The 25,349-nt window shown below is 66.7% G+C and carries 28 protein-coding genes; 4 read left to right on the top strand and 24 right to left on the bottom strand.

The window, feature by feature from the left end:
- Nucleotides 1-8 precede the first annotated feature (8 nt).
- The 16 genes from rpsQ to ACZ5ZX_RS05750 form a co-directional block, all read right to left on the bottom strand.
- Nucleotides 9-290, bottom strand: coding sequence for a 30S ribosomal protein S17 (rpsQ, locus tag ACZ5ZX_RS05825; protein WP_007031041.1), 282 nt, complete (start codon nucleotides 288-290; stop codon nucleotides 9-11).
- Nucleotides 287-535 (bottom strand): 50S ribosomal protein L29, encoded by a 249-nt coding sequence (gene rpmC / locus ACZ5ZX_RS05820; RefSeq protein WP_061979955.1) that lies wholly within the window; start codon nucleotides 533-535, stop codon nucleotides 287-289. The genes rpsQ and rpmC overlap by 4 nt, the downstream gene beginning before the upstream one ends.
- A complete protein-coding gene (rplP, locus tag ACZ5ZX_RS05815) occupies nucleotides 535-954 on the bottom strand; it encodes a 50S ribosomal protein L16 (protein WP_005166782.1) in 420 nt (139 codons plus the stop codon). Before rplP ends, rpmC begins: the two co-directional genes overlap by 1 nt.
- Nucleotides 955-957: 3 nt before the next feature.
- On the bottom strand, nucleotides 958-1,809 hold the full coding sequence (gene rpsC, locus ACZ5ZX_RS05810) for a 30S ribosomal protein S3 (RefSeq protein WP_037314663.1): 852 nt from the start codon (nucleotides 1,807-1,809) through the stop codon (nucleotides 958-960).
- Nucleotides 1,809-2,225 (bottom strand): 50S ribosomal protein L22, encoded by a 417-nt coding sequence (rplV, locus tag ACZ5ZX_RS05805; protein ID WP_005166780.1) that lies wholly within the window; start codon nucleotides 2,223-2,225, stop codon nucleotides 1,809-1,811. The genes rpsC and rplV overlap by 1 nt, the downstream gene beginning before the upstream one ends.
- Before the next feature lie 29 nt (nucleotides 2,226-2,254).
- Nucleotides 2,255-2,536, bottom strand: coding sequence for a 30S ribosomal protein S19 (rpsS, locus tag ACZ5ZX_RS05800; RefSeq protein ID WP_026468892.1), 282 nt, complete (start codon nucleotides 2,534-2,536; stop codon nucleotides 2,255-2,257).
- A gap of 18 nt (nucleotides 2,537-2,554) precedes the next feature.
- Complete coding sequence (gene rplB, locus ACZ5ZX_RS05795; RefSeq protein ID WP_061979958.1) at nucleotides 2,555-3,388, bottom strand: 50S ribosomal protein L2; 834 nt, start codon at nucleotides 3,386-3,388, stop codon at nucleotides 2,555-2,557.
- Nucleotides 3,389-3,404: 16 nt separating this feature from the next.
- Nucleotides 3,405-3,716, bottom strand: a complete 312-nt coding sequence (gene rplW, locus ACZ5ZX_RS05790; RefSeq protein WP_005166778.1) for a 50S ribosomal protein L23 — start codon at nucleotides 3,714-3,716, stop codon at nucleotides 3,405-3,407.
- Nucleotides 3,713-4,399 (bottom strand): 50S ribosomal protein L4, encoded by a 687-nt coding sequence (gene rplD, locus ACZ5ZX_RS05785; RefSeq protein ID WP_037314655.1) that lies wholly within the window; start codon nucleotides 4,397-4,399, stop codon nucleotides 3,713-3,715. Before rplD ends, rplW begins: the two co-directional genes overlap by 4 nt.
- 2 nt (nucleotides 4,400-4,401) lie before the next feature.
- Complete coding sequence (rplC, locus tag ACZ5ZX_RS05780; RefSeq protein WP_061979959.1) at nucleotides 4,402-5,052, bottom strand: 50S ribosomal protein L3; 651 nt, start codon at nucleotides 5,050-5,052, stop codon at nucleotides 4,402-4,404.
- A gap of 31 nt (nucleotides 5,053-5,083) precedes the next feature.
- Entirely contained in the window at nucleotides 5,084-5,389 is a 306-nt protein-coding gene (gene rpsJ / locus ACZ5ZX_RS05775; RefSeq protein ID WP_003102098.1) for a 30S ribosomal protein S10, read from the bottom strand.
- Between the two features lie 393 nt (nucleotides 5,390-5,782).
- On the bottom strand, nucleotides 5,783-6,976 hold the full coding sequence (gene tuf, locus ACZ5ZX_RS05770) for an elongation factor Tu (RefSeq protein WP_007031035.1): 1,194 nt from the start codon (nucleotides 6,974-6,976) through the stop codon (nucleotides 5,783-5,785).
- Nucleotides 6,977-7,103: 127 nt separating this feature from the next.
- A complete protein-coding gene (gene fusA / locus ACZ5ZX_RS05765) occupies nucleotides 7,104-9,203 on the bottom strand; it encodes an elongation factor G (protein ID WP_061979961.1) in 2,100 nt (699 codons plus the stop codon).
- A 63-nt stretch (nucleotides 9,204-9,266) separates the two neighbouring features.
- On the bottom strand, nucleotides 9,267-9,737 hold the full coding sequence (gene rpsG / locus ACZ5ZX_RS05760; RefSeq protein WP_005166770.1) for a 30S ribosomal protein S7: 471 nt from the start codon (nucleotides 9,735-9,737) through the stop codon (nucleotides 9,267-9,269).
- On the bottom strand, nucleotides 9,737-10,111 hold the full coding sequence (gene rpsL / locus ACZ5ZX_RS05755; protein ID WP_003102113.1) for a 30S ribosomal protein S12: 375 nt from the start codon (nucleotides 10,109-10,111) through the stop codon (nucleotides 9,737-9,739). Before rpsL ends, rpsG begins: the two co-directional genes overlap by 1 nt.
- Before the next feature lie 366 nt (nucleotides 10,112-10,477).
- A complete protein-coding gene (locus ACZ5ZX_RS05750) occupies nucleotides 10,478-10,624 on the bottom strand; it encodes a hypothetical protein (protein WP_465500835.1) in 147 nt (48 codons plus the stop codon).
- Between the two features lie 191 nt (nucleotides 10,625-10,815).
- Between ACZ5ZX_RS05750 and ACZ5ZX_RS05745 the strand changes: the two genes are divergently transcribed.
- From ACZ5ZX_RS05745 to ACZ5ZX_RS05730, 4 genes are read left to right on the top strand one after another with little or no spacing between them, the layout of a single operon-like run.
- The gene (locus ACZ5ZX_RS05745; RefSeq protein WP_465500834.1) at nucleotides 10,816-11,382 is read left to right on the top strand and encodes a YbaB/EbfC family nucleoid-associated protein; all 567 of its coding nucleotides are present in this window, start codon (nucleotides 10,816-10,818) and stop codon (nucleotides 11,380-11,382) included.
- The gene (locus ACZ5ZX_RS05740) at nucleotides 11,382-11,738 is read left to right on the top strand and encodes a WXG100 family type VII secretion target (RefSeq protein WP_465500833.1); all 357 of its coding nucleotides are present in this window, start codon (nucleotides 11,382-11,384) and stop codon (nucleotides 11,736-11,738) included. Before ACZ5ZX_RS05745 ends, ACZ5ZX_RS05740 begins: the two co-directional genes overlap by 1 nt.
- The gene (locus ACZ5ZX_RS05735; protein ID WP_465500832.1) at nucleotides 11,738-13,003 is read left to right on the top strand and encodes a WXG100 family type VII secretion target; all 1,266 of its coding nucleotides are present in this window, start codon (nucleotides 11,738-11,740) and stop codon (nucleotides 13,001-13,003) included. Before ACZ5ZX_RS05740 ends, ACZ5ZX_RS05735 begins: the two co-directional genes overlap by 1 nt.
- A gap of 32 nt (nucleotides 13,004-13,035) precedes the next feature.
- The gene (locus tag ACZ5ZX_RS05730) at nucleotides 13,036-13,734 is read left to right on the top strand and encodes a hypothetical protein (protein ID WP_465500831.1); all 699 of its coding nucleotides are present in this window, start codon (nucleotides 13,036-13,038) and stop codon (nucleotides 13,732-13,734) included.
- A 61-nt stretch (nucleotides 13,735-13,795) separates the two neighbouring features.
- On the opposite strand, the gene ACZ5ZX_RS05725 is transcribed toward ACZ5ZX_RS05730, so the two are convergent.
- The 8 genes from ACZ5ZX_RS05725 to ACZ5ZX_RS05690 all read right to left on the bottom strand — a co-directional run bounded on the left by ACZ5ZX_RS05725 (nucleotide 13,796) and on the right by ACZ5ZX_RS05690 (nucleotide 25,292).
- Entirely contained in the window at nucleotides 13,796-14,296 is a 501-nt protein-coding gene (locus tag ACZ5ZX_RS05725; RefSeq protein WP_465500830.1) for a GNAT family N-acetyltransferase, read from the bottom strand.
- A gap of 81 nt (nucleotides 14,297-14,377) precedes the next feature.
- Entirely contained in the window at nucleotides 14,378-14,869 is a 492-nt protein-coding gene (locus ACZ5ZX_RS05720) for a hypothetical protein (RefSeq protein ID WP_465500829.1), read from the bottom strand.
- A 56-nt stretch (nucleotides 14,870-14,925) separates the two neighbouring features.
- Nucleotides 14,926-15,159: a hypothetical protein gene (locus tag ACZ5ZX_RS05715; RefSeq protein WP_465500828.1), complete on the bottom strand. Its 234-nt coding sequence runs from the start codon at nucleotides 15,157-15,159 to the stop codon at nucleotides 14,926-14,928.
- Between the two features lie 28 nt (nucleotides 15,160-15,187).
- Nucleotides 15,188-15,421, bottom strand: a complete 234-nt coding sequence (locus ACZ5ZX_RS05710; protein WP_465500827.1) for a hypothetical protein — start codon at nucleotides 15,419-15,421, stop codon at nucleotides 15,188-15,190.
- Nucleotides 15,422-15,482: 61 nt separating this feature from the next.
- Nucleotides 15,483-17,243, bottom strand: coding sequence for a hypothetical protein (locus tag ACZ5ZX_RS05705; RefSeq protein ID WP_465500826.1), 1,761 nt, complete (start codon nucleotides 17,241-17,243; stop codon nucleotides 15,483-15,485).
- A gap of 81 nt (nucleotides 17,244-17,324) precedes the next feature.
- On the bottom strand, nucleotides 17,325-19,124 hold the full coding sequence (locus ACZ5ZX_RS05700) for a hypothetical protein (protein WP_465501051.1): 1,800 nt from the start codon (nucleotides 19,122-19,124) through the stop codon (nucleotides 17,325-17,327).
- A 951-nt stretch (nucleotides 19,125-20,075) separates the two neighbouring features.
- Nucleotides 20,076-21,179 (bottom strand): serine hydrolase domain-containing protein, encoded by a 1,104-nt coding sequence (locus ACZ5ZX_RS05695; RefSeq protein WP_465500825.1) that lies wholly within the window; start codon nucleotides 21,177-21,179, stop codon nucleotides 20,076-20,078.
- Nucleotides 21,180-21,377: 198 nt separating this feature from the next.
- Nucleotides 21,378-25,292, bottom strand: coding sequence for a DNA-directed RNA polymerase subunit beta' (locus ACZ5ZX_RS05690; protein WP_465500824.1), 3,915 nt, complete (start codon nucleotides 25,290-25,292; stop codon nucleotides 21,378-21,380).
- Nucleotides 25,293-25,349 lie beyond the last annotated feature (57 nt).

Genomic DNA, 25,349 nt, shown 5'->3' with positions numbered 1-25,349 from the left:
AGCCCTACTTACTTGGCCTTCTCCACGATCTGCACCAGACGCCAGCGCTTGGTCGCCGACAGCGGGCGGGTCTCCATCAGGGTGACCCGGTCGCCAACGCCCGCCTCGTTGTTCTCGTCGTGCACCTTGACCTTGCTGGTGCTGCGGAGAACCTTGGCGTAACGACGGTGCTTCTTGCGGTCTTCGAGCTCGACCACGATCGTCTTGTTCATCTTGTCCGAGACGACGTAACCCTCACGGACCTTGCGGTCGTTGCGGGGGGCCGCCTCAGCGTTGGGCTGCTCGCTCATGCGGCACCTTCACTCTCGGCGTCAGGGGAAACGGACAGGCCGAGTTCACGCTCGCGCATGACCGTGTAGATCCGCGCGATGTCCGTACGGACGATGCGCAGACGGCGGTTGTTGTCGAGCTGTCCGGTCGCCATCTGGAAACGGAGGTTGAAGAGCTCCTCCTTGTATTCCTTCAGACGCAGAACGAGCTCTTCCGCGGTGAGCTCACGCAGCTCCGATGCCTGGGCAGCACCTGCCTTCGCCATCAGAACTCACCACCTTCACGGGTCACGATGCGGCACTTCATGGGCAGCTTGTGGATCGCGCGACGGAGCGCCTCGCGGGCGGTCTCCTCATTCGGGAACGAGATCTCGAACATCACGCGGCCCGGCTTCACGTTGGCGATCCACCACTCGGGCGAACCCTTACCGGAACCCATGCGGGTTTCCGCCGGCTTCTTGGTCAGCGGGCGGTCCGGGTAGATGGTCGTCCACACCTTGCCACCACGCTTGATGTGACGCGTCATGGCGATACGAGCGGACTCGATCTGCCGGTTGGTCACGTAGCTGTGCTCAAGCGCCTGGATGCCGTACTCGCCGAAGTTCACCTTCGTACCGCCCTTGGCGGCACCGTGACGCTTCGGGGAGTGCTGCTTCCGGTGCTTGACCCTGCGCGGGATGAGCACGTGTCAGCCCTCCGTCTTTTCTGCAGTCTCAGCAGCCGGGGCCTCGGTGGCCGCGGGGGCGGTGTCGTCGCTCTTGGCGGCGGCAGCGGCCCGGCCGGCTTCGGTCGAGGTCGGCGTCGTGCCCGACGCACCGGAACGGCGCGGGCGGGACGGACGGTCACCACGGTCACGGCGCGGGGCACGCTCGGCGGCCGCGGCGGCGTCACGCGCCTCCTTGGCCTTGAGACCACCCACGAGCTCGCCCTTGTAGATCCACACCTTCACGCCGATGCGACCGAACGTCGTCTTGGCCTCGAAGAAGCCGTAGTCGATGTCGGCACGCAGCGTGTGCAGCGGGACGCGGCCATCGCGGTAGTGCTCGGAGCGGGACATCTCGGCACCGCCGAGACGACCGCCGCACTGCACGCGGATGCCCTTGACCTGCGGCGAACGCATGGAGGTCTGGATCGCCTTGCGCATCGCGCGGCGGAACGCCACCCGGTTGCTCAGCTGCTCCGCGACACCCTGAGCGACGAGCTGGGCGTCGGCCTCGGGGTTCTTGACCTCGAGGATGTTCAGCTGGACCTGCTTGGCGGTCAGCTTCTCCAGCGCGCCGCGGATGCGGTCGGCCTCCGCACCACGACGGCCGATGACGATGCCCGGCCGGGCGGTGTGGATGTCGACGCGGACCCGGTCACGGGTGCGCTCGATCTCGACCTTGGAGATCCCGGCGCGCTCCATGCCCGTGGACAGCAGCTTCCGGATCTTGACGTCCTCGGCCACGTACTCCGCGTACTGCTTGTCGGCGTACCAACGCGACTTCCAGTCCGTGGTGATACCCAGGCGGAAGCCGTGCGGGTTGATCTTCTGGCCCACTACCGGCCACCTGCCTTCTTCTTGCCCTGTGCCTTCTTGGCCTCGGCCTTCGGACGCGACTCCACCTCGACGGTGATGTGGCTGGTCCGCTTGCGGATCCGGTACGCGCGGCCCTGGGCCCGCGGACGGATGCGCTTGAGGGTCGGGCCCTCGTCGGCGTAGGCGTTCTTGACCCAGAGGGTGTCCGGGTCGAGATCGAGGTTGTTCTCGGCGTTGGCCACGGCGCTGGCGAGCACCTTCGCGACCGGCTCGCTTGCCGCCTGCGGGGCGAACTGGAGCACGGCCAAGGCGTCGGCGGCGCTACGTCCCTTGATCAGCTCGATCACCCGGCGCACCTTGGTAGGCGAGTCCCGGACGAAGCGAGCCCGCGCGTAAGCCGTCGGCAAAGCCTCGGCCACGTCGTTCTGGGCGTTCATCGCTAGCTTCCTTGTTCTCTCGTGCCCGCTCAGCGGCGGCGCGACTTGCGGTCGTCCTTGATGTGGCCCTTGAAGGTCCGAGTCGGTGCGAATTCGCCCAACTTGTGACCCACCATCGCCTCGGTGACGAACACCGGGACGTGCTTGCGGCCGTCGTGCACCGCGATCGTGTGTCCCAGGAAGTCCGGGATGATCGTGGAGCGACGCGACCAGGTCTTGATCACGGTCTTCTTGCCCGACTCGTTGAGCACGTCCACCTTCTTGAGCAGGTGGTCGTCCACGAAGGGGCCCTTCTTAAGGCTGCGTGGCATGTTCTTCTACCTCCCTGCTCAGCGCTTCTTGCCGGTACGCCGGCGGCGGACGATCATGGAGTCGGAAGCCTTGCGGCGGCGGGTGCGGCCTTCGGGCTTTCCGTTCGGGTTCACCGGGTGGCGACCACCGGAGGTCTTACCCTCACCACCACCGTGCGGGTGGTCGACCGGGTTCATGACGACACCACGGACGGTGGGGCGCTTGCCGCGCCAGCGGTTACGACCCGCCTTGCCCCAGTTGATGTTGGAGTGCTCGGAGTTGCCGACCTCACCGACGGTGGCGCGGTTGCGCACGTCGACGTTGCGGATCTCGCCCGAGGGGAGACGAAGCTGGGCGTAAGGCCCGTCCTTCGCCACCAGCTGCACCTTGGCACCGGCGGACCGCGCCATCTTCGCGCCGCCACCGGGGCGGAGCTCGATCGCGTGGATCACGGTGCCGACCGGGATGTTGCGCAGCGGCAGGTTGTTACCCGGCTTGATGTCGGCACGGGGGCCGTTCTCGACCGTGTCACCCTGCTTGAGCTTCTCCGGGGCGATGATGTAGCGCTTCTCGCCGTCGGCGTAGTGCAGGAGCGCGATACGAGCGGACCGGTTGGGGTCGTACTCGATGTGCGCGACCTTGGCGGGGATGCCGTCCTTGTCGTTCCGGCGGAAGTCGATCAGCCGGTACGCACGCTTGTGGCCACCGCCCTTGTGGCGGGTGGTGATCTTGCCGCTGGAGTTACGGCCGCCGGACTTGCTCAGCGGACGAAGCAGCGACTTCTCCGGGGTCGACCGAGTGATCTCGGCGAAGTCGGAGACGCTCGAACCGCGACGACCCGGGGTCGTCGGCTTGTACTTGCGGATGCCCATGTGTCAGCTCAGTCCTTTACGCGGTGGGTCCGCCGAAGATCTCGATCGGCTTGCTTTCAGCCGAAAGAGTCACGATGGCGCGCTTGGTGTCCTTGCGCTTGCCGAAGCCGGCGCGAGTCCGCTTACGCTTGCCCTGGCGGTTGGCCGTGTTGACGCTGACCACCTTGACGCCGAACACCTTCTCGACCGCGATCTTGATCTGGGTCTTGTTGGCGTCCGGGCGGACGATGAACGTGTACTTGTGGTCCTCGAGCAGCCCGTAGGACTTCTCGGAGATCACCGGCGCGAGCAAGATGTCGCGGGGATCGGGGATGGCGATCGCACTCACTGCTCGTCACTCCCTTCAACCTCGCTCGACCGGGCCGAAGCCTTCGCGCCCTTGCCCCGGACGGGGCCGGCGACGAACACGTCGTAAGCGGCCTTGGTGAACACCACGTCGTCGTTGACCAACACGTCGTAGGTGTTGAGCTGGTCGGGCGTGATGATGTGGACCTCGGCCAGGTTGCGCACGGAGTTCCAGCTCAGCTCGTCGTCGCGGTGCAGCACCACGAGAACGCGCTTGGCCTGGGTCACCGCGGCGATGGCGGCCTTGGCGGCTTTGGTGGACGGCTTCTCGCCGGTCACCAGTTCGGTGACGACGTGCAGCTGTCCGGCGCGGGCCCGGTCGGAGAGGGCGCCACGGAGGGCGGCGGCCTTCATCTTCTTCGGGGTCCGCTGGGTGTAGTCACGCGGCGTGGGGCCGTGGACGACGCCACCACCGGTGAACTGCGGCGCACGGGTCGAACCCTGGCGGGCGCGGCCGGTGCCCTTCTGGCGGTACGGCTTCTTGCCACCACCGCGGACTTCGCCGCGGGTCTTGGTGTCATGCGTGCCCTGGCGAGCGGCGGCCAGCTGGGCCACCACGACCTGGTGCATGAGGGGCACGTTGGCCTGCACGTCGAAGATCTCCGAGGGGAGCTCGACCGTGCCGTCGGCTTTACCGGCCGGGGTCTTCAGCTCGACGCTGGTCATGTTCAGTTACCACCCTTCGCGGCGCTGCGAACGAACAGCAGGCCGCCCTTGGGACCGGGCACGGCGCCCTTGATCAGCAGCAGGCCGTCCTCGGCACGCACCGCGTGCACGGTCAGGTTCTGCGTGGTGACCCGGTCGTTGCCCATCCGGCCCGCCATGCGCAGGCCCTTGAAGACGCGGCCCGGGGTGGCGCAGCCACCGATCGAGCCGGGCTTGCGGTGCACGGCCTGGGCACCGTGGCTCGCGCCCTGGCCCTTGAAGCCGTGACGCTTCATGACACCGGCGTAGCCCTTGCCCTTGCTGGTACCGGTCACGTCGACCTCGATACCGGCCTCGAACACCTCAGCGGTGATCTCCTGGCCGACCTCGTAGGTCTCGGCGTCGGTGGTACGCAGCTCCGCAAGGAAACGACGCGGGGTCACGCTCGCCTTGTCGAAGTGGCCGGTGCGCGGCTTGTTGACCCGGCGCGGGTCGACCGCACCGAAAGCCAGCTGCACGGCCTTGTAGCCGTCGGTTTCCTGGGTCCGAACCTGGGTGACCACGTTCGGACCGGCCTGGACGACGGTCACCGGGACGACCCGGTTGTTCTCGTCGAAGACCTGGGTCATGCCGAGCTTGGTGCCCAGGATGCCCTTCACTTGCCTGTCAGACATGAGTCTCTTACTCTCCGCCGCTCGCCAGCCGCTACTGGATGTTGACGTCGACGCTCGCCGGCAGGTCGATGCGCATGAGCGCGTCGACCGTCTTCGGCGTCGGGTCGAGGATGTCGATCAGACGCTTGTGCGTGCGCATCTCGAAGTGCTCGCGCGAGTCCTTGTACTTGTGCGGCGAGCGGATGACGCAGTAAACGTTCTTCTCGGTGGGCAGCGGCACCGGCCCGACAACACGGGCGCCGGTGCGCGTGACCGTCTCGACGATCTTGCGCGCCGAGGTGTCGATCGCCTCGTGGTCGTAGGCCTTGAGCCGGATGCGGATCTTCTGTCCCGCCATGGTGGCTGCGTTCCTTGTCGTCTCGTGCCGCTTTGTCTCTTCAAACCTCGGCGGGGCCGGGGTTCTCGCAGTTCAACGGCCCTGTCCCCGGTCCACGCGGTCGGGCGTGTCGCGCCCGACGCACAGACGGATCCCGCGGGATCGTCGTCTTGCTGGTCTTCCTCATGTGAGGAGGCAGCGATCCGGCCATGCCGTCTCAACCGCCGCGCCCGCTGGCCTCACCCGAAGGAAGAGCTCCACGGACCGTGGCCGCTCATACCAGGGCGGCCGGAACCTGCTCATCAAATGACTTGCAAGGTTCGGCCGCCCCATGACGAGCAACCTGAATAGTGTCGCACACGTGATTTGACGCCTTGAACCCGGGGGTGTATCAGACCCCCGGGTGGCGTTGAATCACTTGATGATCTTGGTGACCTGGCCGGCGCCGACGGTCCGTCCACCCTCACGGATGGCGAAACGCAGACCCTCGTCCATGGCGACCGGCTGGATCAGCACAACGCTGATGTCCGTGTTGTCGCCCGGCATGACCATCTCGACACCCTCCTTGAGGGTGACGACGCCGGTCACGTCCGTGGTACGGAAGTAGAACTGCGGGCGGTAGTTGTTGAAGAACGGGGTGTGACGGCCACCCTCGTCCTTCGACAGGATGTAGACCGAGCCCTCGAACTCCGTGTGCGGGGTGGTGGTGCCCGGCTTCACGACGACCTGGCCGCGCTCGACGTCCTCGCGCTTGATACCGCGGACCAGCAGACCGACGTTGTCGCCGGCCTCACCCTGGTCGAGCAGCTTGCGGAACATCTCGACACCGGTGACGGTGGTCTTGGTCGACTTCTCCTTGATGCCGACGATCTCGACCTCTTCGTTCACGTTGACGCGGCCACGCTCGATACGGCCGGTCACGACCGTGCCACGGCCGGTGATCGTGAAGACGTCTTCGATCGGCATCAGGAACGGCTTGTCGAGCTCACGCACCGGGTCCGGCACGTTCTCGTCGACGGCTTCCATCAGCTCGAGAACGCTCTCGCCCCACTTGGCGTCGCCCTCGAGGGCCTTCAGGCCGGAGACCTTGATGACCGGAGCGTCGTCGCCAGGGAAGTCCTGGGAGGACAGCAGCTCGCGGACCTCGAGCTCGACGAGCTCCAGGATCTCCTCGTCGTCGACCATGTCGGCCTTGTTCAGCGCGACCACGATGTAAGGCACGCCGACCTGCTTCGCGAGCAGCACGTGCTCACGGGTCTGCGGCATCGGGCCGTCGGTCGCCGCGACCACGAGGATCGCGCCGTCCATCTGCGCCGCACCGGTGATCATGTTCTTGATGTAGTCCGCGTGACCGGGGGCGTCCACGTGGGCGTAGTGACGCTTCTCGGTCTGGTACTCGACGTGCGAGATGTTGATCGTGATACCGCGCTGCTTCTCTTCCGGCGCGTTGTCGATCTGGTCGAACGCCGAAGCGGTGTTCAGCTCGGGGTACTTGTCGTGCAGAACCTTGGTGATCGCCGCGGTCAGAGTGGTCTTACCGTGGTCGACGTGACCGATGGTCCCGATGTTGACGTGCGGCTTGGTCCGCTCGAATTTCGCCTTCGCCACTGGAATGTCCTCCTGGACTGTTTTGCTTACTCACCGGCCAACGTGGCTGTCGTCGGACGGAGATTCGTTTCTCGGTGGGTGCTGCGGACGGTCAGGAGTGTCCCTTATGCCCGCGGACAGACGGGAACTACTCCCCCGTCGCCTTCGCGATGATTTCCTTGGCGACGTTCGCGGGAACCTCGGCGTAGGAATCGAACACCATGGAGTAGTTGGCACGTCCCTGGGTACGCGACCGCAGGTCACCGACGTAACCGAACATCTCCGACAGCGGGACCAGTGCCTTGACGACACGGGTACCGGCGCGCTCCTCCATGGCCTGGATCTGGCCACGGCGGGAGTTGAGGTCGCCGATCACATCGCCCATGTAGTCCTCGGGCGTGGTGACCTCGACGGCCATCAGCGGCTCGAGGATGACCGGACCGGCCTTCTTCGCGGCTTCCTTCATCGCCATGGAACCGGCGATCTTGAAGGCCATTTCCGAAGAGTCGACCTCGTGGTACGCGCCGTCCAACAAGGTGAACTTCAACCCGACGAGCGGGTAGCCGGCCAGCACGCCGTACTGCATGGCGTCCTGCGCGCCCGCGTCGACCGACGGGATGTACTCCCGCGGCACGCGACCACCGGTGACCTTGTTGTCGAACTCGTAGAGGGCACCGTCGGTGGACTCGAGCGGCTCGAGCTTGACGATGACCTTCGCGAACTGACCGGAACCACCGGTCTGCTTCTTGTGCACGTAGTCGAGCTTCTCGACCGTCTTGCGCACCGTCTCGCGGTAGGCGACCTGCGGCTTACCGATGTTCGCCTCGACCTTGTAGTCGGACTTCATGCGGTTGACCAGCACCTCGAGGTGCAGCTCGCCCATACCGGCGATGATCGTCTGGCCGGTGTCCTCGTCCAGGTTGACCTGGAACGTCGGGTCCTCTTCGGCCAGCTTCTGGATCGCCAGGGAGAGCTTCTCCTGGTCGGCCTTGGTCTTCGGCTCGATCGCGACGCGGATGACCGGCGCCGGGAACGTCATCGACTCGAGGACGACCGGGTTCTGCGGGTCGGCGAGGGTGTCACCGGTGGTGGTGTCCTTCAGGCCGATGACCGCGTAGATGTGGCCGGCCTGGGCCTCGTCGACCGGGTTCTCCTTGTTGGAGTGCATCTGGAAGAGCTTCCCGATGCGCTCCTTGCGCTCCTTGGTCGCGTTGATCAGCTGCGCGCCGGCGGAGACCTTGCCCGAGTACACCCGGATGTAGGTCAGCTTGCCGAAGAACGGGTGCGCGGCGATCTTGAACGCCAGAGCGGAGAACGGCTCCTCGGTCGACGGCTTGCGCGACACGACGGTCTCACCGTCGGGCAGCGTGCCCTCGACGGCGGGGACGTCCAGCGGCGACGGAAGGTAGTCGATGACCGCGTCGAGCATGGGCTGAACGCCCTTGTTCTTGAAGGCGGAACCGGTGAGCACCGGGTACGCCTCGCGGTCGACGGTGAGCTTCCGGATACCGGCCTTGATCTCGGCCTCGGTCAGCTCCTCGCCCTCGAGGAACTTCTCCATGAGGGCGTCGTCCGCCTCGGCGACGGTCTCGACGAGCTTCTCCCGGTACTCGGCCGCCTTGTCGGCGAGCTCGGCCGGGATCTCCTCGACGGCGTAGTCCTCACCCTTCTGGACCTCGCCGCGCCAGGTCAGCGCCTTCATGCGGACCAGGTCGACGACGCCTTCGAACTCGCTCTCGGAGCCGATCGGCAGCTGGATGACCAGCGGGCGGGCACCGAGGCGCTCCTCGATGGTGCGGACGGTGAAGTAGAAGTCCGCGCCGAGCTTGTCCATCTTGTTGACGAAGCAGATACGAGGAACCTCGTACTTGTCCGCCTGACGCCAGACCTGCTCGGACTGCGGCTCGACACCTTCCTTGCCGTCGAACACGGCGACGGCACCGTCGAGCACGCGGAGCGAACGCTCCACCTCGACGGTGAAGTCGACGTGACCCGGGGTGTCGATGATGTTGATCTGGTGATCGGCCCAGAAGGTGGTGGTGGCAGCCGAGGTGATGGTGATACCCCGCTTCTGCTCCTCCTCCATCCAGTCCATGGTGGCGGCGCCATCGTGGACTTCACCGATCTTGTAGTTGACCCCGGTGTAGAACAGGATCCGCTCGGTGGTGGTGGTCTTACCGGCGTCGATGTGGGCCATGATGCCGATGTTGCGGACCTTGTTCAGGTCGGTCAGCACGTCACGTGCCACGAGAGTGTTCCCCTGTCTCAAAATTGGGGCCCGGCAAGGCTTGGATCGGCAGCCGGGCGGTCATCACCAGCGGTAGTGCGCGAAGGCCTTGTTGGACTCGGCCATCTTGTGCGTGTCCTCGCGCCGCTTCACGCTGGCGCCGAGGCCGTTGCTCGCGTCGAGCAGCTCGTTCTGCAGGCGCTCGATCATGGTCTTCTCACGGCGAGCCGCGGAGAAGGAGACCAGCCAGCGAAGCGCAAGGGTGGTGGAGCGGCCCGGCTTGACCTCGATCGGCACCTGGTAGGTGGCGCCACCGACACGACGGCTCTTCACCTCGATGGTGGGCTTCACGTTGTCGAGGGCGCGCTTCAGCGTGACGACCGGGTCAGTGCCGGTCTTCTCGCGAGCGCCTTCGAGGGCGCCGTAGACGATGCGCTCGGCCAGGGACCGCTTGCCGTCCTTCAGCACCTTGTTCACCAGCTGGGTGACCAGCGGGGATGCGTAGACGGGGTCAGAGATCAGCGGCCGCTTCGGCGCCGGACCCTTGCGAGGCATTAGCTCTTCTCCTTCTTCGCGCCGTACCGGCTGCGCGCCTGCTTACGGTTCTTGACACCCTGGGTGTCGAGCGAACCGCGGATGATCTTGTAACGGACACCCGGCAGGTCCTTCACACGACCACCACGCACGAGCACCATCGAGTGCTCCTGCAGGTTGTGGCCTTCACCGGGAATGTAGGCGGTGACCTCGATGCCGCTGGTCAACTTCACACGAGCGACCTTGCGAAGCGCCGAGTTCGGCTTCTTGGGGGTTGTGGTGTACACGCGAGTGCACACGCCACGCCGCTGCGGGCTCCCCTTGAGGGCCGCGGTCTTCTGCTTGGCAGCCTTGTCCTGGCGGCCCTTACGGACCAGCTGCTGGATCGTGGGCAATGGACCAGCTTTCTGTTCGCGATCTTGCTACTACGTGTCTGTCTCCGGCCCCCGCGGTCGGGCGTGTCGGCCCGCGTCACGGTCTTTCGACCGGTAACTTCCCGTAGGGATTTTCCGTCGGATCCCGTGTGGGCGAAGCCTTCGAACCGGATGCCTGAGCACCCCGTTCACGCCGCACGGCACACGGGACGGCCCGACGCCTGCCGGGCACGGTCTCCAAAGATACCCGCCCACTTCAGGGGCGACCAAATCGGGGGGTCGATAACTATATCGTGCCGGGCGTCAGGCCGCGGCCACCCTGATGGAACGGCGTTTCGGCCGCGTTCATTCCCTCGCCCTCGAACCGAGGGGCCGCGCGCCCGGCCTTCATTCCTCGTCGGGCTTGGCGTGGTCCGGCCTGCCGGGGTTCGGGTCCCGGCCGAGATCGATCAGCGGGTGCACGGGCGCACCCTCCGGCGCCGCGTGGCTCCCCCGCCTCGGCTCCTCGTTGCTTTCCTTCTGCTCGGCGTCCACGACGCCTCCCCTCGCTGTGCTGCTGTCGCCTTACTCGGCGAACCACGCTACCCATTCCCCTAACGGGTGAGCCGGATGGATCCGAGAAGCACCCCATCGCGTCGAACCGGTGAATAGGTCACGATGACACCGGTCACAGCGTCGACGGGCGTGGTTCCAGGTGGCGCATCGCACTCGCACGGGGAGGCTCCATGTCAGCCGAGTTCGAACAGCTGGTCGCGGAATTCGAGAAGTTCCAGTCCAGGATCCAGAACGTCGATGATCGGTTCGCGAACATCGGCGACATGCAGAGCGAGCTCAGCGCGCTTCAGGCCACGGCGTCCTCTCCGGACCGTTCGGTCACCGTGGTGGCGGGCCCGGCGGGCGCGATCATGGACGTCCGGTTCACCGAAGAGGCGTTACGCCAGCGTCCGGAGGCCCTTTCGGCGGCGCTGATGTCGACCATCCAGCAGGCCGTCGCCGAATCGGCGCGCAAGCAGGCCGCCATCGTCGAAGAGCACATGGGTGACGATCTCCACCTGGTCGACCAGGTGCTGGAGACCCAGGCGGAGCTTTTCGGAACCACCGTCGAGGAAATGCGGTCGAAGATGGCGGAAGAGGCGCCGGCGCGTCCTTCACCGGACAGCCCGGCGGACGACTATTCCGAGCGATCGGTCCTCAAGACCGACCCGGAGCCGCCGCGACCGGCACCGCCGTCGTCCGGCGGCTCGGACGGCGACCGGTTCCTGAAGCACCTGTTCGAGGAAGGTGACCACTGATGCCCGACGGTTCGGTCAACGGCGGCTACACCGTGGATCCCGCCGCGCTCCGCCGCTATTCCGGCGAACTCGGCAACTACGGCGGCCAGACCGGGAAGCTGAAGGAAATGGTCGGCCAGGCCGACGTCGGCAACCAGTCCTGGGGACTCGTCGGCCTGTTCACCAAGGACGGTTACACGCAGACTTTGGCCTCCCTCAAGGATTTGATGGAAGCCATGGCCAAGGGCCTGGAGAGCGCCGGGTCGAAGATGACGCAGGCGGCCGACATCTACCAGGGCGTCGAAGAGGACCATGTGACCACGTTCAACAAGATCGAAGCGAAGATCGACGGGCCCAAGACCGGGGGGAAGCCGTAATGGCCGAGGTCAAGGACGTGACCGAGGGCGTCTCGATGAAGTCCTACCAGGGCGACACCGTGATCCCCGGGATCAACACCGAGAACGCGATCAAGAAGACGCCGATCGTCGGCGACGCCGTCCAGCTGGGCAAGGACTCCGTCTCGGCGTACAAACAGGTCTTCGACAGCAAGACCCAGGCCGACGGCGCGGACATCGCGCTGGGTGTCACCACCATCGCCCTCGACGCCAAGTCGTTGATCCAGTCCGGCTCACAGACCATTGTGGACATCGCGACGGATCCGCTCGGCTGGCTCATCGGGCAGGGACTGAGCTTTCTGATCAACGTCGTCCAGCCGGTGCAGGACGCCATCCATTTCGTCAGCGGCGACGGCCCCGCACTGGGCAAGGCGGCGGAGAACTTCGGCACGCTGGCCAAGGCGCTGCAGGAGATGTCGGTCAACTTCGACCAGGTCGCGGACGAGCGGCTCGCCGGCTGGGCCGGTGACGCGGGGACGGCGGCGAAGAAGGGGCTCGCGGAGTTCTCCAGCGGTATCAACGGTGTCGCGGCGAAGGCCGGCGACATGGCGCAGATGCTGCAGCTCAACAGCATGCTGATGACCTTCATCGAGGAGCTGATCAAGGCCATCCTCACCGAGGTCATCAGCTGGCTGATCACGTTGTGGGTGCCCGCGATCGCCGCGGCCATCCCCACCGCGGGCGCTTCGACGGCGGCCGCCGGTGCCGCCACGCCGCCGAAGCTCGCGTCCACCGCGACGAAGACGACGGGGTTCGTCAACCGGCTCCGCAAGATCCTGTCCGACGTGCTGGCGTGGCTGCGCAAGATGCAGGCCAAACTCGCCGACAGCAAGATGGGCAAGTTCCTCACCGACGGGACCAAGGCGACCGACCGGTTCGCCGACCGGATGGCGAACACCAAGTCCGGCAAGGGGTACGTCGACGCGCTGATGGGTGAGAAGGGCATGCTCGGCAAGCGGCTCGACACCCCGCGGCCGGTGCTGAACGCCACCAAGGACGCGGTCGACGTCGACGCGACGTTGCGCGCCGAGATGCGGCGCGACGTCGGCAAGGCGGCGGTGGACGGCGTCGTCAAGGGCGTGACCGGTGCGACGACCGGTGACTGGAAGGACAAGCGCGGCAAGGCCATCCTCGACGCCGGCGGCAAGGTGATCGGCTACACCAAGGACTTCAAGAAGGCCGGAGACCACGGTGGTCGCGGCGAGGAGCAGTCCGATCAGGAGATCAAGGACGACCTGGACTTCTGAGACTTTCGAGCGGTGTGGAAAGGGAATACGAGATGGTCTCGGCACTCGACGCCGATTCGCCGGTCATGATCACCCTCGGGGCGATCTTCATGCTCGCGGTCGGCGTCGGGCTTCTGTTCCTGGTCCTGTTCATCGCCGGGAAGGTGCGCGGAAGGCACGAGCGCGGGCACTGGATGAGCGGTTTCGCCGCGGAGAGGTCCGGCCGATTCCACGCCGAGGACGGCGGTACGTCACCCGGGTTCGGCGTGGATCCGGTCGGGCGGGACCGGCCGCTGGCCGAGGCTTCGGTGACCAGGTCGGTGGAGTTCCGGCACCGCGACCACGACGTCATCGGCGTCGACTTCTTCGACGACCGCCATCAGCCGGGCGGTGACACCACCCCGCGGGCGTTCCATTCGGTGCAGGTCCGCGTGCCGGATTCGGCGGCGCTCTTCCTGGCGGCCGACGGGGTGTTCCCGGCCCGTGTGCTGCGGGAATTCGAGCAGGTCAAGACGTTCGACAGGGCCTTCGACGGCGCGATGAAGGTCCGCGCCGCCGACCGTGAGCGGGCCGCGGGGCTGCTCACGCCGGACGTGCGCGCCTGGATCCTCGGCGACCCGCGGTTCGGGCGGTGGCCCGTGTTCGTCGAACGGGGGACGATCCGCACCGGCGGGCACCGGTCCCTTGACCGCGAGACCCTGCTCGCCGAGGCCGATTTCCTGATCGACGTCGCCGCCCGCCTGCCCCGCTGAGATCGCGTTTAGCCCGCTAAAGGCGCTCCGGGCGCGCGCGGGCCAGAGCGACTTTAGCGGGCTAAACGCGATCTGACATGGCCTGGACCAGGGACTTCGAGAAGAAGTGGTGGGCAAAAGGGTTGTCGTTGAAGCGCTCGACCTCGTCGTAGCCGAGGCGCGCGTACAGGGCCCTCGCCTCGACCAGATCGCTGCGGGTGTCCAGGCGGATGGAGGTGGCCCCGAGTCCTCGGGCGACGTCCTCGGCGGCGGCCACGAGCAGCGCCGCCCCGCCTCGGCCGCGCTCGTCCTTCCGGAGGAAGACGCGGGTGAGTTCGGCGATTTCAGGCGTGGCGCCCCGGACCCCGGCGCATCCGGCGAGCACCCCGTCACGGCGCGCGAGCAGGAAGGCGCCGGTCGGCGGGACCAGATCCCGGCTGTGATGCTCCTCGAGCAGGATGTCGAGCTCCTCCTCGGGGACCGGGCTACCGTAGTAACGCGACGCGATCTCGTCCAGGTACTCGCGCAGCAGCAGCGCCGCGTCGGGGTGGTCGACGGGGGTCACTTCGAAGCTCCAGCTCATGGCTCCATGATCCCTGCCCCGGCCAGCGAATTTCTCCGGCCCGGATCGCGATTAGCCCGCTAAAGGCGACGTGGGGGCGGGTCAGGAGGGGGCCAGGCGGCCGGCGCAGGTGGCGACCTCGCCGGGGGTGGACTTCTGTGCCGTGACGACGGCGCCGCCCACGGCCACCCGGCATTCCACGGCGCCCTCGCCCTGCCCCATCAGCTGGACGGTCGGCGGCGCGCCGGTGTTCTTCCACGTGAGTTCCTTGCGCCACGGCAGTGTCACCTGCAACTCCTGGTGCACGAGCCCCAGCCCGTTCGAGTCGTAGACCACGGTCGCCGTCCCCGTGCCGTCGAGTTCGTAGGTGATCCGCCAGTCGCCCGACACCGGCTGCGGCCGCTCCTGGCTGAGCGTCCGTGTGATCGTGCGGTCCGGTTCGCGCGACGGCGCGGCGTCGGTGGGTTCGCCGACGACGGCCACCGTCTCGGCTAGCGGCTCTTCACCGCCGTTGAGCAGCACCACGCAGGTCGCGAGCGCGGCCACCACGATTCCCGCGATGGCGATCCGCCCGATCAGTTGTCTGTCGGCCATCGGTTCTCCTCACCGAAAGCGGCGGCGCGGCCCGGGAGCCGCGCCGCCGCGAAAAGTCAGGACGGCAGCAGCCGGCCGGGGACACCGTTGAGCGACTGGATGAGGCCCAGCACCGGGACACCGAGCGGCGCGAACGTCCAGATGTTGTTGAGGTCGCTCGTGTCGGGCTCGTCGACGACCACGACATCGTTCGGGGCGGCTTCCACGGCGAGTGCGGGAGCGGCCGCACCGAGGGCGACGAGGCCGGCGAGCGCCGCGCCGGCGACCGCGCGGACGAGACTCTTCTTCATGGGTTTCTCCTTTGCTGGTAACGGTTTCTTACGAAATCGGCGTGATGATCCCGAAGATCGGGGCGAGGACGCCGGTCGGCGCCGTGACGGCCGGGCCGAGCAGCCCGCCGAGGTCGACACCGGGGATCAGCCAGAGCGCCGGGCCGCCACCACCGGTCGGCAGGCCCGGCAGCGGGTCGGCCGAGGCGATCCCTCCCGCCAGTCCGGACAACGCGCCCGCCACGGCGAGCGGCAGCAGCACACGGGCCGCGATTCGCTTCATTTCATCTCCTTTTCCTTCGTTGAAATCGAGCTTTACCGCTGCTGGAATCGAGCGGAATCCTTCACCGCAGCACCGAACTGATCGGCACGATCGTGCCGTCGGGGATCCATTGCCCCGCGTAGTTCCGGTCGGCGATCATCCCGGCGGAATGCGGTTCGCCCGGGTACATCGGCATGGCGTTGACCTGCGCCGCGGCGAAGATCTGGACGTCACCGTTCACCGACGTCCACTGGCCGCCGAGCCAGTTCCGGAAACCGCCGAGCGTGGGGCTCTCGCCACCGAAGGCGTTGTTCGTGGCGACCGCGTAGCTGACGGCGACCTGCTCTCGCGGGTCGAACCTCAGCGGCAGCGACGAACTCGCGACAGCGTTGACGATCGGGCCGTTGAGGAGCCACGGCGCCAGGTACAGGCCGTATTGATGGGTCGGCTTGAGCCGCTGGGACTCGGCCGCGCGGGTCATCGCCGTGTAGCCGCCCGCCCAGCCGGACACCACCACCAGCGCGGTGTTCGGGCCCGCTTCGGCCTGCACCCGGAGCCCGGCACGCGCGGCGGTCTCCCGGACCAGCTTCGCGGCGGCCACACTCCGCGGTGAGGCATCCTCGACAAGGGTGAGCGCGGAAGGCTTGCGACCGGCGAGAAACTCGACGAGCTTGACCAGGGAACCGCTGTCTTCGCCCGAAAGCGTGTCCGAGGGGCACGAAGTGAGGACTTCGCGGCGGTCGGCGATCAGCCCGCCCAACGCGGCCGACGCGCATTCGGGCGCGTCCGTGTCCTCGATGGCGGGCCCCTGCTCCTCCCCCGCGTCGACCTCGATCGTCGTCTTCTCCTCACCACGGCTGACGACCACGTCGCTGCGCCCCTTCGGCAGCTCGACCTCGGCCCAGGTGCCCTCGGCGCCGGGGCGCACGATGGCCTTGCCGATCAGGCCGCCTTCGATTCCGGCTGACAGCTCCGGCCCCGCGCTCGCCGGGAAATGGACGAGGTTCTTGCCGGGTCGCTGTGGGCTGATCAACACCGGGATCCGCTGATCGCCGATAGAGGCGTCGGCGAGCAGCGGGACGCCGGGAATCGGCAGTTCGGGTGGTTTGGGAATGGCCGCGAGGGCGCTCCAGGCGACGAAACCGACAGCGACGGCGGCCGCGCCGAATCGATAGGCACGGGTGGAATCCTTGCCTGGCAAGGAAAAGCCAGCGACTGCGGTGGCGATGGCCGGAAGCACGGCGATCACCAGCAACGTGATCCCGAAGAAGGTTCCGTAGATCCGACGATCGAACCCGAGTCCGGAGGAGAACAGCTGGACGGCGCCGGCGACGACGAGTAGTCCGCCCAGTGTCAAGGAAAGCGGGCCCAGCCGGAAGTTCGTCTGGCGCCATCCCGAGGCGGGCACCCAGCCGGAAAGAACGGTGACGCCGAACCACAAGGCCGCCGCCGCGACGTAGACGGTGTCGATGGCGAACTCCACACCGGATCGCCCGAGCGAGGTTTCGAGCACCACCAACGCGGCCAAGGCGAGAGAAGCCCATCGGCAGGCGGACGGCCAGCGCACTAGAACGGGAATCGCCAGCGCCAGCGCGATGTGCACGGTCAGCGCGATGACGTTGACGTCGGTCGCGAAAGCGGAAACAGCCGCGAGTGCGACGGAAACTCCGCCGAGCGCGGCGATGGTGAGGTAAAGGCGCCGGGGCGGCTCTCCCACCAGCGGACGCAGAATCCCGGTTCCGGCAAGGAAAGCCGTCGCCAGTAGTAGCCCGAGCCGAAGCAGGACCAGGGCGATACCGACTCCGGCCGAACCCGAACTCGCCGGTATGACGTGGTGATCCATGGGGACCTTCCGGAGCGAATCGGCGGGGCCGTGGGTGACGGAGATGTGCCCGCCACCCACGACCTTCCGCGCCGAACAGGGTTATTTGAGATCCGCGTCCGCTACGACGAACAGTTCGGAGTGCGGCTTGGCGTTTCCGAAGGACCCGTGCGGCCAGGTCTTCCGGTTGAAGTTGATCCCGACCTGTCCGGTGAACTCGTCCCGGAAGTTCTGGTCGACCGCGACCTTCCCGTCCTCGCCGAGATTCAGCAGGTTGACCTTGTGGTCACCGTCCAAACCGGACCGTGCGACGAAGTAGTTCGACACCGCGAGATGCTGCGGTTTGTCGGTCTCGCGGTAGTACCCGTCGTCACCGAGCACGAAGTTGTCGTAAGCGCCCCAGTGCGGGCCCCCGCCCGGCGTGCCCGGGTTGATCGGCGCCGCGCCGACGACGGTCGGCAGGTCGCCGCCACCGCCCTGCTGCGACTTCTCCTTCGTGTCGATCCGGCCGTTGATGTTCTCGACCTTGTCACCCGCGGCGACGAGCTTCTGGATGTCGAGGACGTAGACACCACCGGTGGTACCGGGGTCGTCCGGGCCGAGCGCGCCCTTGGAGCGTCCGGTGATCGCGCGGTAGAGGTACTTGTCGTCGGGGCTGGTCTGGATCCAGCCACCGTTCGAACCACCACCGTTGGAGTCGTTGTTCGGGTGGATGGCCTTGTTCGCGGCACCGTCGTCGAACACCTGGATCCAGTGCGGTTCCTTGGCGGTGATGTCCGGCGTGTAGAACACCGCGCCGCCCTGCATGGTCTGGGCGAACGCGCCCTTGTGGCCGGGCAGGTTGGTCACCGTGGTCTCCATGACCGCGCGGCTCTCGGCGTGCAGCGGGTCGGCCGGGTCGGCCCTCGGACCGTCCGGCAGGTACGAGACCGCCTTGAGCTTCGGCTTGTTGCGATCGGAGATGTCCCATGTCCGGACGGTCGGGCGTCGCAGGTACGGCGACGGCTGCTTCACCGGGTCGAGAATGATGTTGCGGGGCTCGGCGTAGTCACTGGTGACCAGGGTGTTGAGGTCCTCGCGGGCCTGAATGCCGTGCGGGTTGGCGCAGGTCGGCTTGTCCAGTTGCGGGAGGTTGTCGCACAGCTTCTTGTTGTCGCCCTGCGGGGTGGCCGCCGGGGACTCGGAAAGCACCTGCGCGTTCTGGTCGAAGCGGACGACCTCGCCGGGGCTGCCCGCGAAACCGTTGCCCACCACGGTGGACCCGTTGGCGTAGGTGTGCGGACCGGGCACGACCGGGCCGCCCATGTAGGTCCCGTACGCCGTGCCGTCCTTGAGCACCCAGTACGCGTCCGGCACGGAGCCGCCGAGGGTCTGGGTCGGGAGGCTGACGCCCTTGAGCTTCAGTTGCGGCAACGCGGAGACGTCGAAGGCGTACGTCGCGGCGGCGAACAGCGCACCGGCGTAGATCGTGTCGCCCTTGTGCCACACGTACTGCATGTGGTGCGGCTCGTTCTCGACAAGCGGACCGACGGTGGCGGTGTTGACGACCTTGCCGTAGGTCGGCGAGCCCTGCGTCGCGTCGATCACGGCGAGGAAGTCCGGACCCGGCAACGCGTTCTTGATTTTGTTGAGACCGCCGCCGAGCGACCCCGGCAGGTTCTTGACGTCCTTGACCAGGGTGTCGGCGATGTTCTCGTCACCGGCCCAGACCAGCAACCACTTCTTGCGCTTGCCGTCAGCGCTTCGGGCCGCCGCGACGTCCTTGGACACCAGGTGGTTCTGGACCCAGTACTCCTTGCCGTCAGCCGCCTTCTTCGCGTCCTTGACGACCTGGACGTCCGCGTAGGCACTCGTCGCCGAGCCGGTATAGGTCACCGTGCCCACGGCGAGCGCCGCCGCCATGGCGCCTATCACCACTTTTCGCCACTTGGGCGAGTTGGATAGCATTCTTTCTCCCTGTTTTCGCTACCGAAAGCGCCAGACAATTGGCACACCTCTCCCCCATTTCGCGCAGGCGTCACCGACACGGATCAAGGGAAAGCAATCAACCGCCGATTCAAGCAGGGAACCGTTGCGGCACAGCGGAAATCGTCAACACACGGAGAACAGGAGCATCCATTTCGGATGCACGAATTCAACGGGACACGACGAGCCGAAAAAGGTCAGGAATCCATACACAGCGCGCTTGCTTGCTGCCGCAAGTCAACGTGCCGGCGCCACACCAAGGCGACTGGGGATTGCATGGGCGAAATACTCGTGCGAACGCGTCGTAGTGTCAATCTCGTGATCAAAGAATGAGACATGCCTCGGCAGGGTGAATTTCCCACGATGCGGATGGGCCATTAGCCCGAACGAGTGGCGATTTTCCGGGTAGTGGGAATTAGGCCACCTGGCCGCACTACCGCAGGTCACAACGGACCAGTAACCGGCGTCCGCCGCGCGTTTGGTCGTTATGGTTTCGTTATGAACTGTCGGGAACTTCCCAGCGGTACCACACGAAGGCGCCGCGGGAGTTCGTCGCGCTTTCGGAGGTGGTGCCCACAATCCTGCCCTTGAGCAACTGCCGGTTCGCCCGCGCTTCGCCGGTGATCCACACTCGCGGCGGCAGGGTTCCGGAACCTGGCCGAGGAGTGATGGCACTACACCTTGGTCGGGGAGCCATTCCCGGACACCTACTTCGACTTCCCCGCCGCACGGCACTCCTGACCTGCGCACCCTCCCCCACAGATCGCGATTAGGGGGCGAAACGCAAGTCTGCCCACCCAGGTGCCAGATCGCCTTTAGCCCGCGAAACGCGCTCCGGGGCAGGGAGGTGCGTTTCGCGGGCTAAACGTGATCGGAGTGGCCGGGGGGTCAGGCGGGGCTGGTGAGGGCGAGGTGCTTGAGCGCCGCCACTGCCTCGTCGATGGGGTGCGGCGTCCCCTCGGCATCCGGCTTGCGCCACCGCGCCAGGTTCATCGCGGCGGAGAACTGCCGTTCGCCGTCGACGCTGGTCCAGGACAGCGTCGAGGCTCCCCAAACCGTGCCGTCATGACCCCAGACGGTGCCGTGCCCGGGAATCTCGGTCTTGTCGAGACCGAGGCCGTAGTCGACCAGCTGCCCGTTCTGCCTGATGACCGGAACGAGCCGCTGCATCTCGGCCAGGGAAGACGGGCTGACGATCTCGCCGCCGAGAAGCTTGCGGTAAAAGCGGTTGAGATCCTCGAGGGTCGACACGAGGCCGGCACCGGGCATCACCCAGGACATGTCGTAAGTGCTGTAGTCACGAGGCGGGTCGATCAGACCGAACAGCGCCTCGTACATCCGCGAGTGCGGTTCCTCGATCCACGCGACGGCGGGAAACCCGGTGTGCGTGAGACCCGCGGGCTCGATGATGGCGCGGCGGATGTACTCCTCGGCCGGAGTGCCGGTCAACTGCTCCAGCAGTTCTCCCAGGAGGAAGTAGTTCGTGTTGGAGTACACCCCCGGCGTGCTCCCCGGCTCGCCGGTGGCGGGTGCGCCGACGCCCAGGGCGATCAACTCTGCCGGGCGGAACTTCCGGAAGCGGTTGTCGTCCAGGCTCCCTGGCGCGAATTCCTTGAGCGAGGGGAAGGCGTGCGGCAGATATTCGGCGAGGCCGCTGGTGTGGTTGATCAGCATCCGGACCGTGATCTCGCGACCGCGCTCACCGGGGACCAGCCGCGGCAGGTGGTCACCGATCGGCGCGTCGAGCCCGGTTCGCCCGGCCTCGACCTGCTGCAGCACCGCGGCGGAGACGAAGGTCTTGGTGATGCTGCCGACGCGTTGCAGCATCCCCGGCTCGACGGGGCGGCCGGTCTCGAGATCTGCGACACCGGAGGCACCGCGCCAGACCCGCTCGCCCGCGCGCACCTCGGCGAACACACCGGGCACCCCTGCGCGGTGGACGTCGTCCAATGCGGACTGGAGCTGCGCGAAGGCCGTGTTCTCATCTGCCATAAGGGAATCCATGCCGACCATCCTTTCGGCCGGCGCTCCCGGGATCGCCCGCCAACCGTCGCGCATCCAGGCGGATACCGCACCGATCGTCGCTCCCCGGCCAGGTCGCGTTTAGCGGGCTAAACGCGATCCGGCGGGCGGGAAAAGCGAAGCGCCCCTGGCCGGGAGCCAGGGGCGCTTCGGGTGGAGCTGGGTGGATCAGCGGAAGTCGCGGCCGAAGTCGTAATCGTCCAGCGGCACCGCGGCACCCGGGGTGGAGGAGCCGAACACATCCGGGGTGTAGTAGCCGTCGTCGTAGGACGGGATCGCGTAAGCGGCGACCCGCGCCTCCTCGGTCGGCTGCACCTGGATGTTGCGGTACTTGTTGATCCCGGTACCGGCCGGGATCAGCTTACCGATGATCACGTTCTCCTTGAGGCCCACGAGCTTGTCCGAGCGGCCGTTGATGGCCGCGTCGGTCAGGACACGCGTGGTCTCCTGGAACGAGGCCGCCGACAGCCACGAGTCCGTGGTCAGCGAGGCCTTCGTGATCCCCATCAGCACCGGGCGACCCGAAGCCGGCTCGCCACCCTCGGCGACCGACGCCCGGTTCTTCGCCTCGAACTTGGTCCGCTCGGGCAGCTCGCCCGGCAGGAAGTCCGTGGCACCGGAGTCGATGATCGTGACCCGGCGGAGCATCTGCCGGACGATGACCTCGATGTGCTTGTCGTGGATCGACACACCCTGCGCCCGGTACACCTTCTGGACCTCGTCCACCAGGTGCATCTGCGCTTCGCGCGGCCCCATGACCCGCAGGACCTCGTGCGGGTCCGGCGTACCTTCGAGCAGCTGCTGGCCGACCGACACGCGGTCACCGTCGCCCAGCGGGCCGCTCGGGGTGTTCGCGAGCCGCTGACGCTTGGACAGCTTGTCGAAGACGATCTCTTCGCTGCCGTCGTCCGGGATCAGCGTGATCTTCCAGAACCGCTCGCTCTCCTCGATGCGCACCCGGCCATCGACGTCGGCGATCGGCGCCTTGCCCTTCGGGACCCGGGCCTCGAACAGCTCCTGGACACGGGGCAGACCGGTCGTGATGTCGTCACCGGCGACACCACCCTGGTGGAACGTACGCATCGTCAGCTGCGTACCCGGCTCACCGATCGACTGGGCCGCGACGATACCCACGGCCTCGCCGACGTCGACGAGCTGACCGGTCGCCATGGACCGGCCGTAGCAGGTGGCGCAGATACCGACGGCCGACTCACAGGTCAGCACCGAACGCACCTTGACCTTGGAGATCCCGCTCGAGATGAGCTTGTCGATCGCCGGGTCACCGATGTCGTCACCGGCGTTGAGCACGACGTTGCCCTTGGCGTCGACCGCGTCGGTCGCCAGGTTCCGCGCGTACACGCTGGTCTCGACGTGCTGGTCGCGCAGGACCTTGCCGTCGCCGATGTCTTCACCGATCGGCATGTTGATACCGCGGGTGGTGCCACAGTCGATCTCACGGACGATGACGTCCTGCGACACGTCCACCAGACGACGGGTCAGGTAACCCGAGTCGGCGGTACGGAGCGCCGTGTCCGCCAGACCCTTACGGGCACCGTGCGTCGCGATGAAGTACTCCGCCACCGACAGACCTTCACGGAAGTTGGCCTTGATCGGACGCGGGATGTACTCACCCTTCGGGTTCGACACCAGACCACGCATACCGGCCAGCGACCGGACCTGCGTCATGTTGCCCGCCGCGCCCGACTTCACGATCATCGCGATCGGGTTGTCGTCCGGCAGCGCCGTCTCCATGATCTTGTGGACCTCTTCGGTGGCCTGCGTCCACACCTTGACGAGCTCGTTGTTGCGCTCGGCGTGCGACAGCTGACCACGCTGGTACCGCTTCTCGACCTGGTCGGCCTTGCCTTCGTACTCGTCCAGAATGGCGGCCTTGCCCTTCGGGACCAGCACGTCGGAGATCGCGACCGTGACACCCGAACGGGTCGCCCAGTAGAAACCGGCGTCCTTCAGGCGGTCCAGGGTCTGCGCGACCTGCGTCATCGAGTAGCGCTCGGCGAGATCGTTCACGATCATGGCCTGACGCTTCTTCGGCATCGGCTCGTTGATGAACGGGTAGTCCGCCGGCAGCAGCTCGTTGAACAGCACACGGCCCAGGGTGGTCTCGGCCAGCCAAGCCTTGCCCGGCTCCCAGCCCTTCTCCGCGAGCGCCGCTTCGTCGGCCTTGGCGGGCTGACGGTCGACGATGCGGATCTTGACCTTGGCGTGCAGGCTCAGCGCCTTGCGGTCGAACGCCATGATCGCCTCGGCGGGCGAGGAGTAGGCGTTGCCCGTGCCTTCGGCGTCTTCGTTCAGCCGGGTCAGGTGGAACAGACCGGTCACCATGTCCAGACGCGGCATGGCGAGCGGGCGGCCCGACGCCGGCGAAAGGATGTTGTTCGCCGACAGCATCAGGATGCGGGCCTCGGCCTGCGCCTCCGCGGACAGCGGGAGGTGCACGGCCATCTGGTCACCGTCGAAGTCCGCGTTGAACGCCTCACAGACCAGCGGGTGCAGCTGGATGGCCTTGCCTTCGACCAACTGCGGCTCGAAGGCCTGGATACCGAGGCGGTGCAGGGTCGGCGCACGGTTCAGCATCACCGGGTGACCGGTGATGACCTCTTCGAGCACGTCCCACACCTGCGGGCGCGAGCGCTCCACCATCCGCTTGGCGGACTTGATGTTCTGCGCGTGGTTCAGGTCGACCAGCCGCTTCATGACGAACGGCTTGAACAGCTCGAGCGCCATGTCCTTCGGCAGACCGCACTGGTGCAGCTTCAGCTGCGGGCCGACGATGATGACCGAACGGCCGGAGTAGTCGACACGCTTGCCGAGCAGGTTCTGACGGAACCGGCCCTGCTTGCCCTTGAGCAGGTCGGACAGCGACTTCAGCGGGCGGTTACCGGGACCGGTGACCGGGCGGCCGCGGCGGCCGTTGTCGAACAGCGCGTCGACGGCCTCCTGCAGCATCCGCTTCTCGTTGTTGACGATGATCTCGGGCGCGCCGAGGTCGATGAGCCGCTTCAACCGGTTGTTGCGGTTGATGACCCGGCGGTAGAGGTCGTTCAGGTCGGAGGTGGCGAACCGGCCACCGTCGAGCTGGACCATCGGGCGCAGGTCCGGCGGGATCACCGGGACGGCGTCGAGCACCATGCCGCGCGGGTCGTTGCCGGTGGCCTGGAAGGCCGCGACGACCTTGAGCCGCTTCAGCGCGCGGAGCTTCTTCTGCCCCTTGCCGTTGCGGATGGTGTCGCGCAGGTTGTCGGCCTCGGCCGCGACGTCGAACTCGGTGGCCAGCTTCTGGATGGCCTCCGCGCCCATGCCGCCGGTGAAGTACTCGCCGTAGCGGTCGACGAGCTCGCGGTAGAGCAGCTCGTCGGCGATCAGCTGGCGAACGTCGAGCTTGGTGAAGGTCGTCCAGACCTCCTCGAGACGGTCCAGTTCGCGACCGGCGCGGTCACGGATCTGGCGCATCTCACGCTCGCCGCCCTCCTTGACCTTGCGGCGGACGTCGGACTTGGCGCCCTCCGCCTCCAGCTCGGCCAGGTCGGCTTCCAGCTTCTGCGCCCGTGCCTCGATGTCCGCGTCACGCTTGGTCTCGAGGTTCTTGCGCTCGACGCCGATCTCGTTCTCGAGGGTCGGCAGGTCGTTGTGCCGCAGCTCGGTGTTCACGCCGGTGATCACGTAGGCCGCGAAGTAGATGATCTTCTCGAGGTCCTTCGGCGCCAGGTCGAGCAGGTAGCCGAGGCGGGAAGGAACACCCTTGAAGTACCAGATGTGGGTGACGGGAGCGGCCAGCTCGATGTGGCCCATCCGCTCACGGCGCACCTTGGCGCGAGTGACCTCGACGCCACAGCGCTCGCAGATGATGCCCTTGAAGCGGACCCGCTTGTACTTACCGCAGTAGCATTCCCAGTCCCGGGTCGGGCCGAAGATCTTCTCGCAGAAGAGGCCGTCCTTCTCGGGCTTGAGCGTCCGGTAGTTGATGGTCTCCGGCTTCTTGACCTCGCCGAAGGACCACTGACGAATGTCGTCGGCGGTAGCGAGGCCGATGCGGAGCTCATCGAAGAAGTTGACGTCCAGCACGTCTTTACATCCCCTTGGGGTTGATGCGACTAGAGGAGTTGGCGAGCGGAGGCGGGA

It is taken from the genome of Amycolatopsis sp. NPDC033938, assembly GCF_055575975.1.
The sequence above is the reverse complement of the archived record's forward strand: the minus strand, read 5'-3'. Positions and strand labels throughout refer to the sequence as shown.

What these genes read in the sequence shown, in the direction of transcription:
- rplD (WP_037314655.1), bottom strand. Translation starts at nt 4,399, where the DNA reads ATGACCAGCGTCGAGCTGAAGACCCCGGCCGGTAAAGCCGACGGCACG.
- ACZ5ZX_RS05700 (WP_465501051.1), bottom strand. Translation starts at nt 19,124, where the DNA reads ATGGCGGCGGCGCTCGCCGTGGGCACGGTGACCTATACCGGCTCGGCG.
- ACZ5ZX_RS05730 (WP_465500831.1), top strand. Translation starts at nt 13,036, where the DNA reads ATGGTCTCGGCACTCGACGCCGATTCGCCGGTCATGATCACCCTCGGG.
- rplB (WP_061979958.1), bottom strand. Translation starts at nt 3,388, where the DNA reads ATGGGCATCCGCAAGTACAAGCCGACGACCCCGGGTCGTCGCGGTTCG.
- ACZ5ZX_RS05735 (WP_465500832.1), top strand. Translation starts at nt 11,738, where the DNA reads ATGGCCGAGGTCAAGGACGTGACCGAGGGCGTCTCGATGAAGTCCTAC.
- ACZ5ZX_RS05710 (WP_465500827.1), bottom strand. Translation starts at nt 15,421, where the DNA reads ATGAAGCGAATCGCGGCCCGTGTGCTGCTGCCGCTCGCCGTGGCGGGC.
- rplV (WP_005166780.1), bottom strand. Translation starts at nt 2,225, where the DNA reads ATGAACGCCCAGAACGACGTGGCCGAGGCTTTGCCGACGGCTTACGCG.
- ACZ5ZX_RS05725 (WP_465500830.1), bottom strand. Translation starts at nt 14,296, where the DNA reads ATGAGCTGGAGCTTCGAAGTGACCCCCGTCGACCACCCCGACGCGGCG.
- ACZ5ZX_RS05745 (WP_465500834.1), top strand. Translation starts at nt 10,816, where the DNA reads ATGTCAGCCGAGTTCGAACAGCTGGTCGCGGAATTCGAGAAGTTCCAG.
- rpsJ (WP_003102098.1), bottom strand. Translation starts at nt 5,389, where the DNA reads ATGGCGGGACAGAAGATCCGCATCCGGCTCAAGGCCTACGACCACGAG.
- rpsS (WP_026468892.1), bottom strand. Translation starts at nt 2,536, where the DNA reads ATGCCACGCAGCCTTAAGAAGGGCCCCTTCGTGGACGACCACCTGCTC.
- ACZ5ZX_RS05740 (WP_465500833.1), top strand. Translation starts at nt 11,382, where the DNA reads ATGCCCGACGGTTCGGTCAACGGCGGCTACACCGTGGATCCCGCCGCG.
- rpsG (WP_005166770.1), bottom strand. Translation starts at nt 9,737, where the DNA reads ATGCCTCGCAAGGGTCCGGCGCCGAAGCGGCCGCTGATCTCTGACCCC.
- ACZ5ZX_RS05720 (WP_465500829.1), bottom strand. Translation starts at nt 14,869, where the DNA reads ATGGCCGACAGACAACTGATCGGGCGGATCGCCATCGCGGGAATCGTG.
- ACZ5ZX_RS05695 (WP_465500825.1), bottom strand. Translation starts at nt 21,179, where the DNA reads ATGGCAGATGAGAACACGGCCTTCGCGCAGCTCCAGTCCGCATTGGAC.
- rpsQ (WP_007031041.1), bottom strand. Translation starts at nt 290, where the DNA reads ATGAGCGAGCAGCCCAACGCTGAGGCGGCCCCCCGCAACGACCGCAAG.
- ACZ5ZX_RS05715 (WP_465500828.1), bottom strand. Translation starts at nt 15,159, where the DNA reads ATGAAGAAGAGTCTCGTCCGCGCGGTCGCCGGCGCGGCGCTCGCCGGC.
- rpmC (WP_061979955.1), bottom strand. Translation starts at nt 535, where the DNA reads ATGGCGAAGGCAGGTGCTGCCCAGGCATCGGAGCTGCGTGAGCTCACC.
- ACZ5ZX_RS05705 (WP_465500826.1), bottom strand. Translation starts at nt 17,243, where the DNA reads ATGGATCACCACGTCATACCGGCGAGTTCGGGTTCGGCCGGAGTCGGT.
- rplC (WP_061979959.1), bottom strand. Translation starts at nt 5,052, where the DNA reads ATGTCTGACAGGCAAGTGAAGGGCATCCTGGGCACCAAGCTCGGCATG.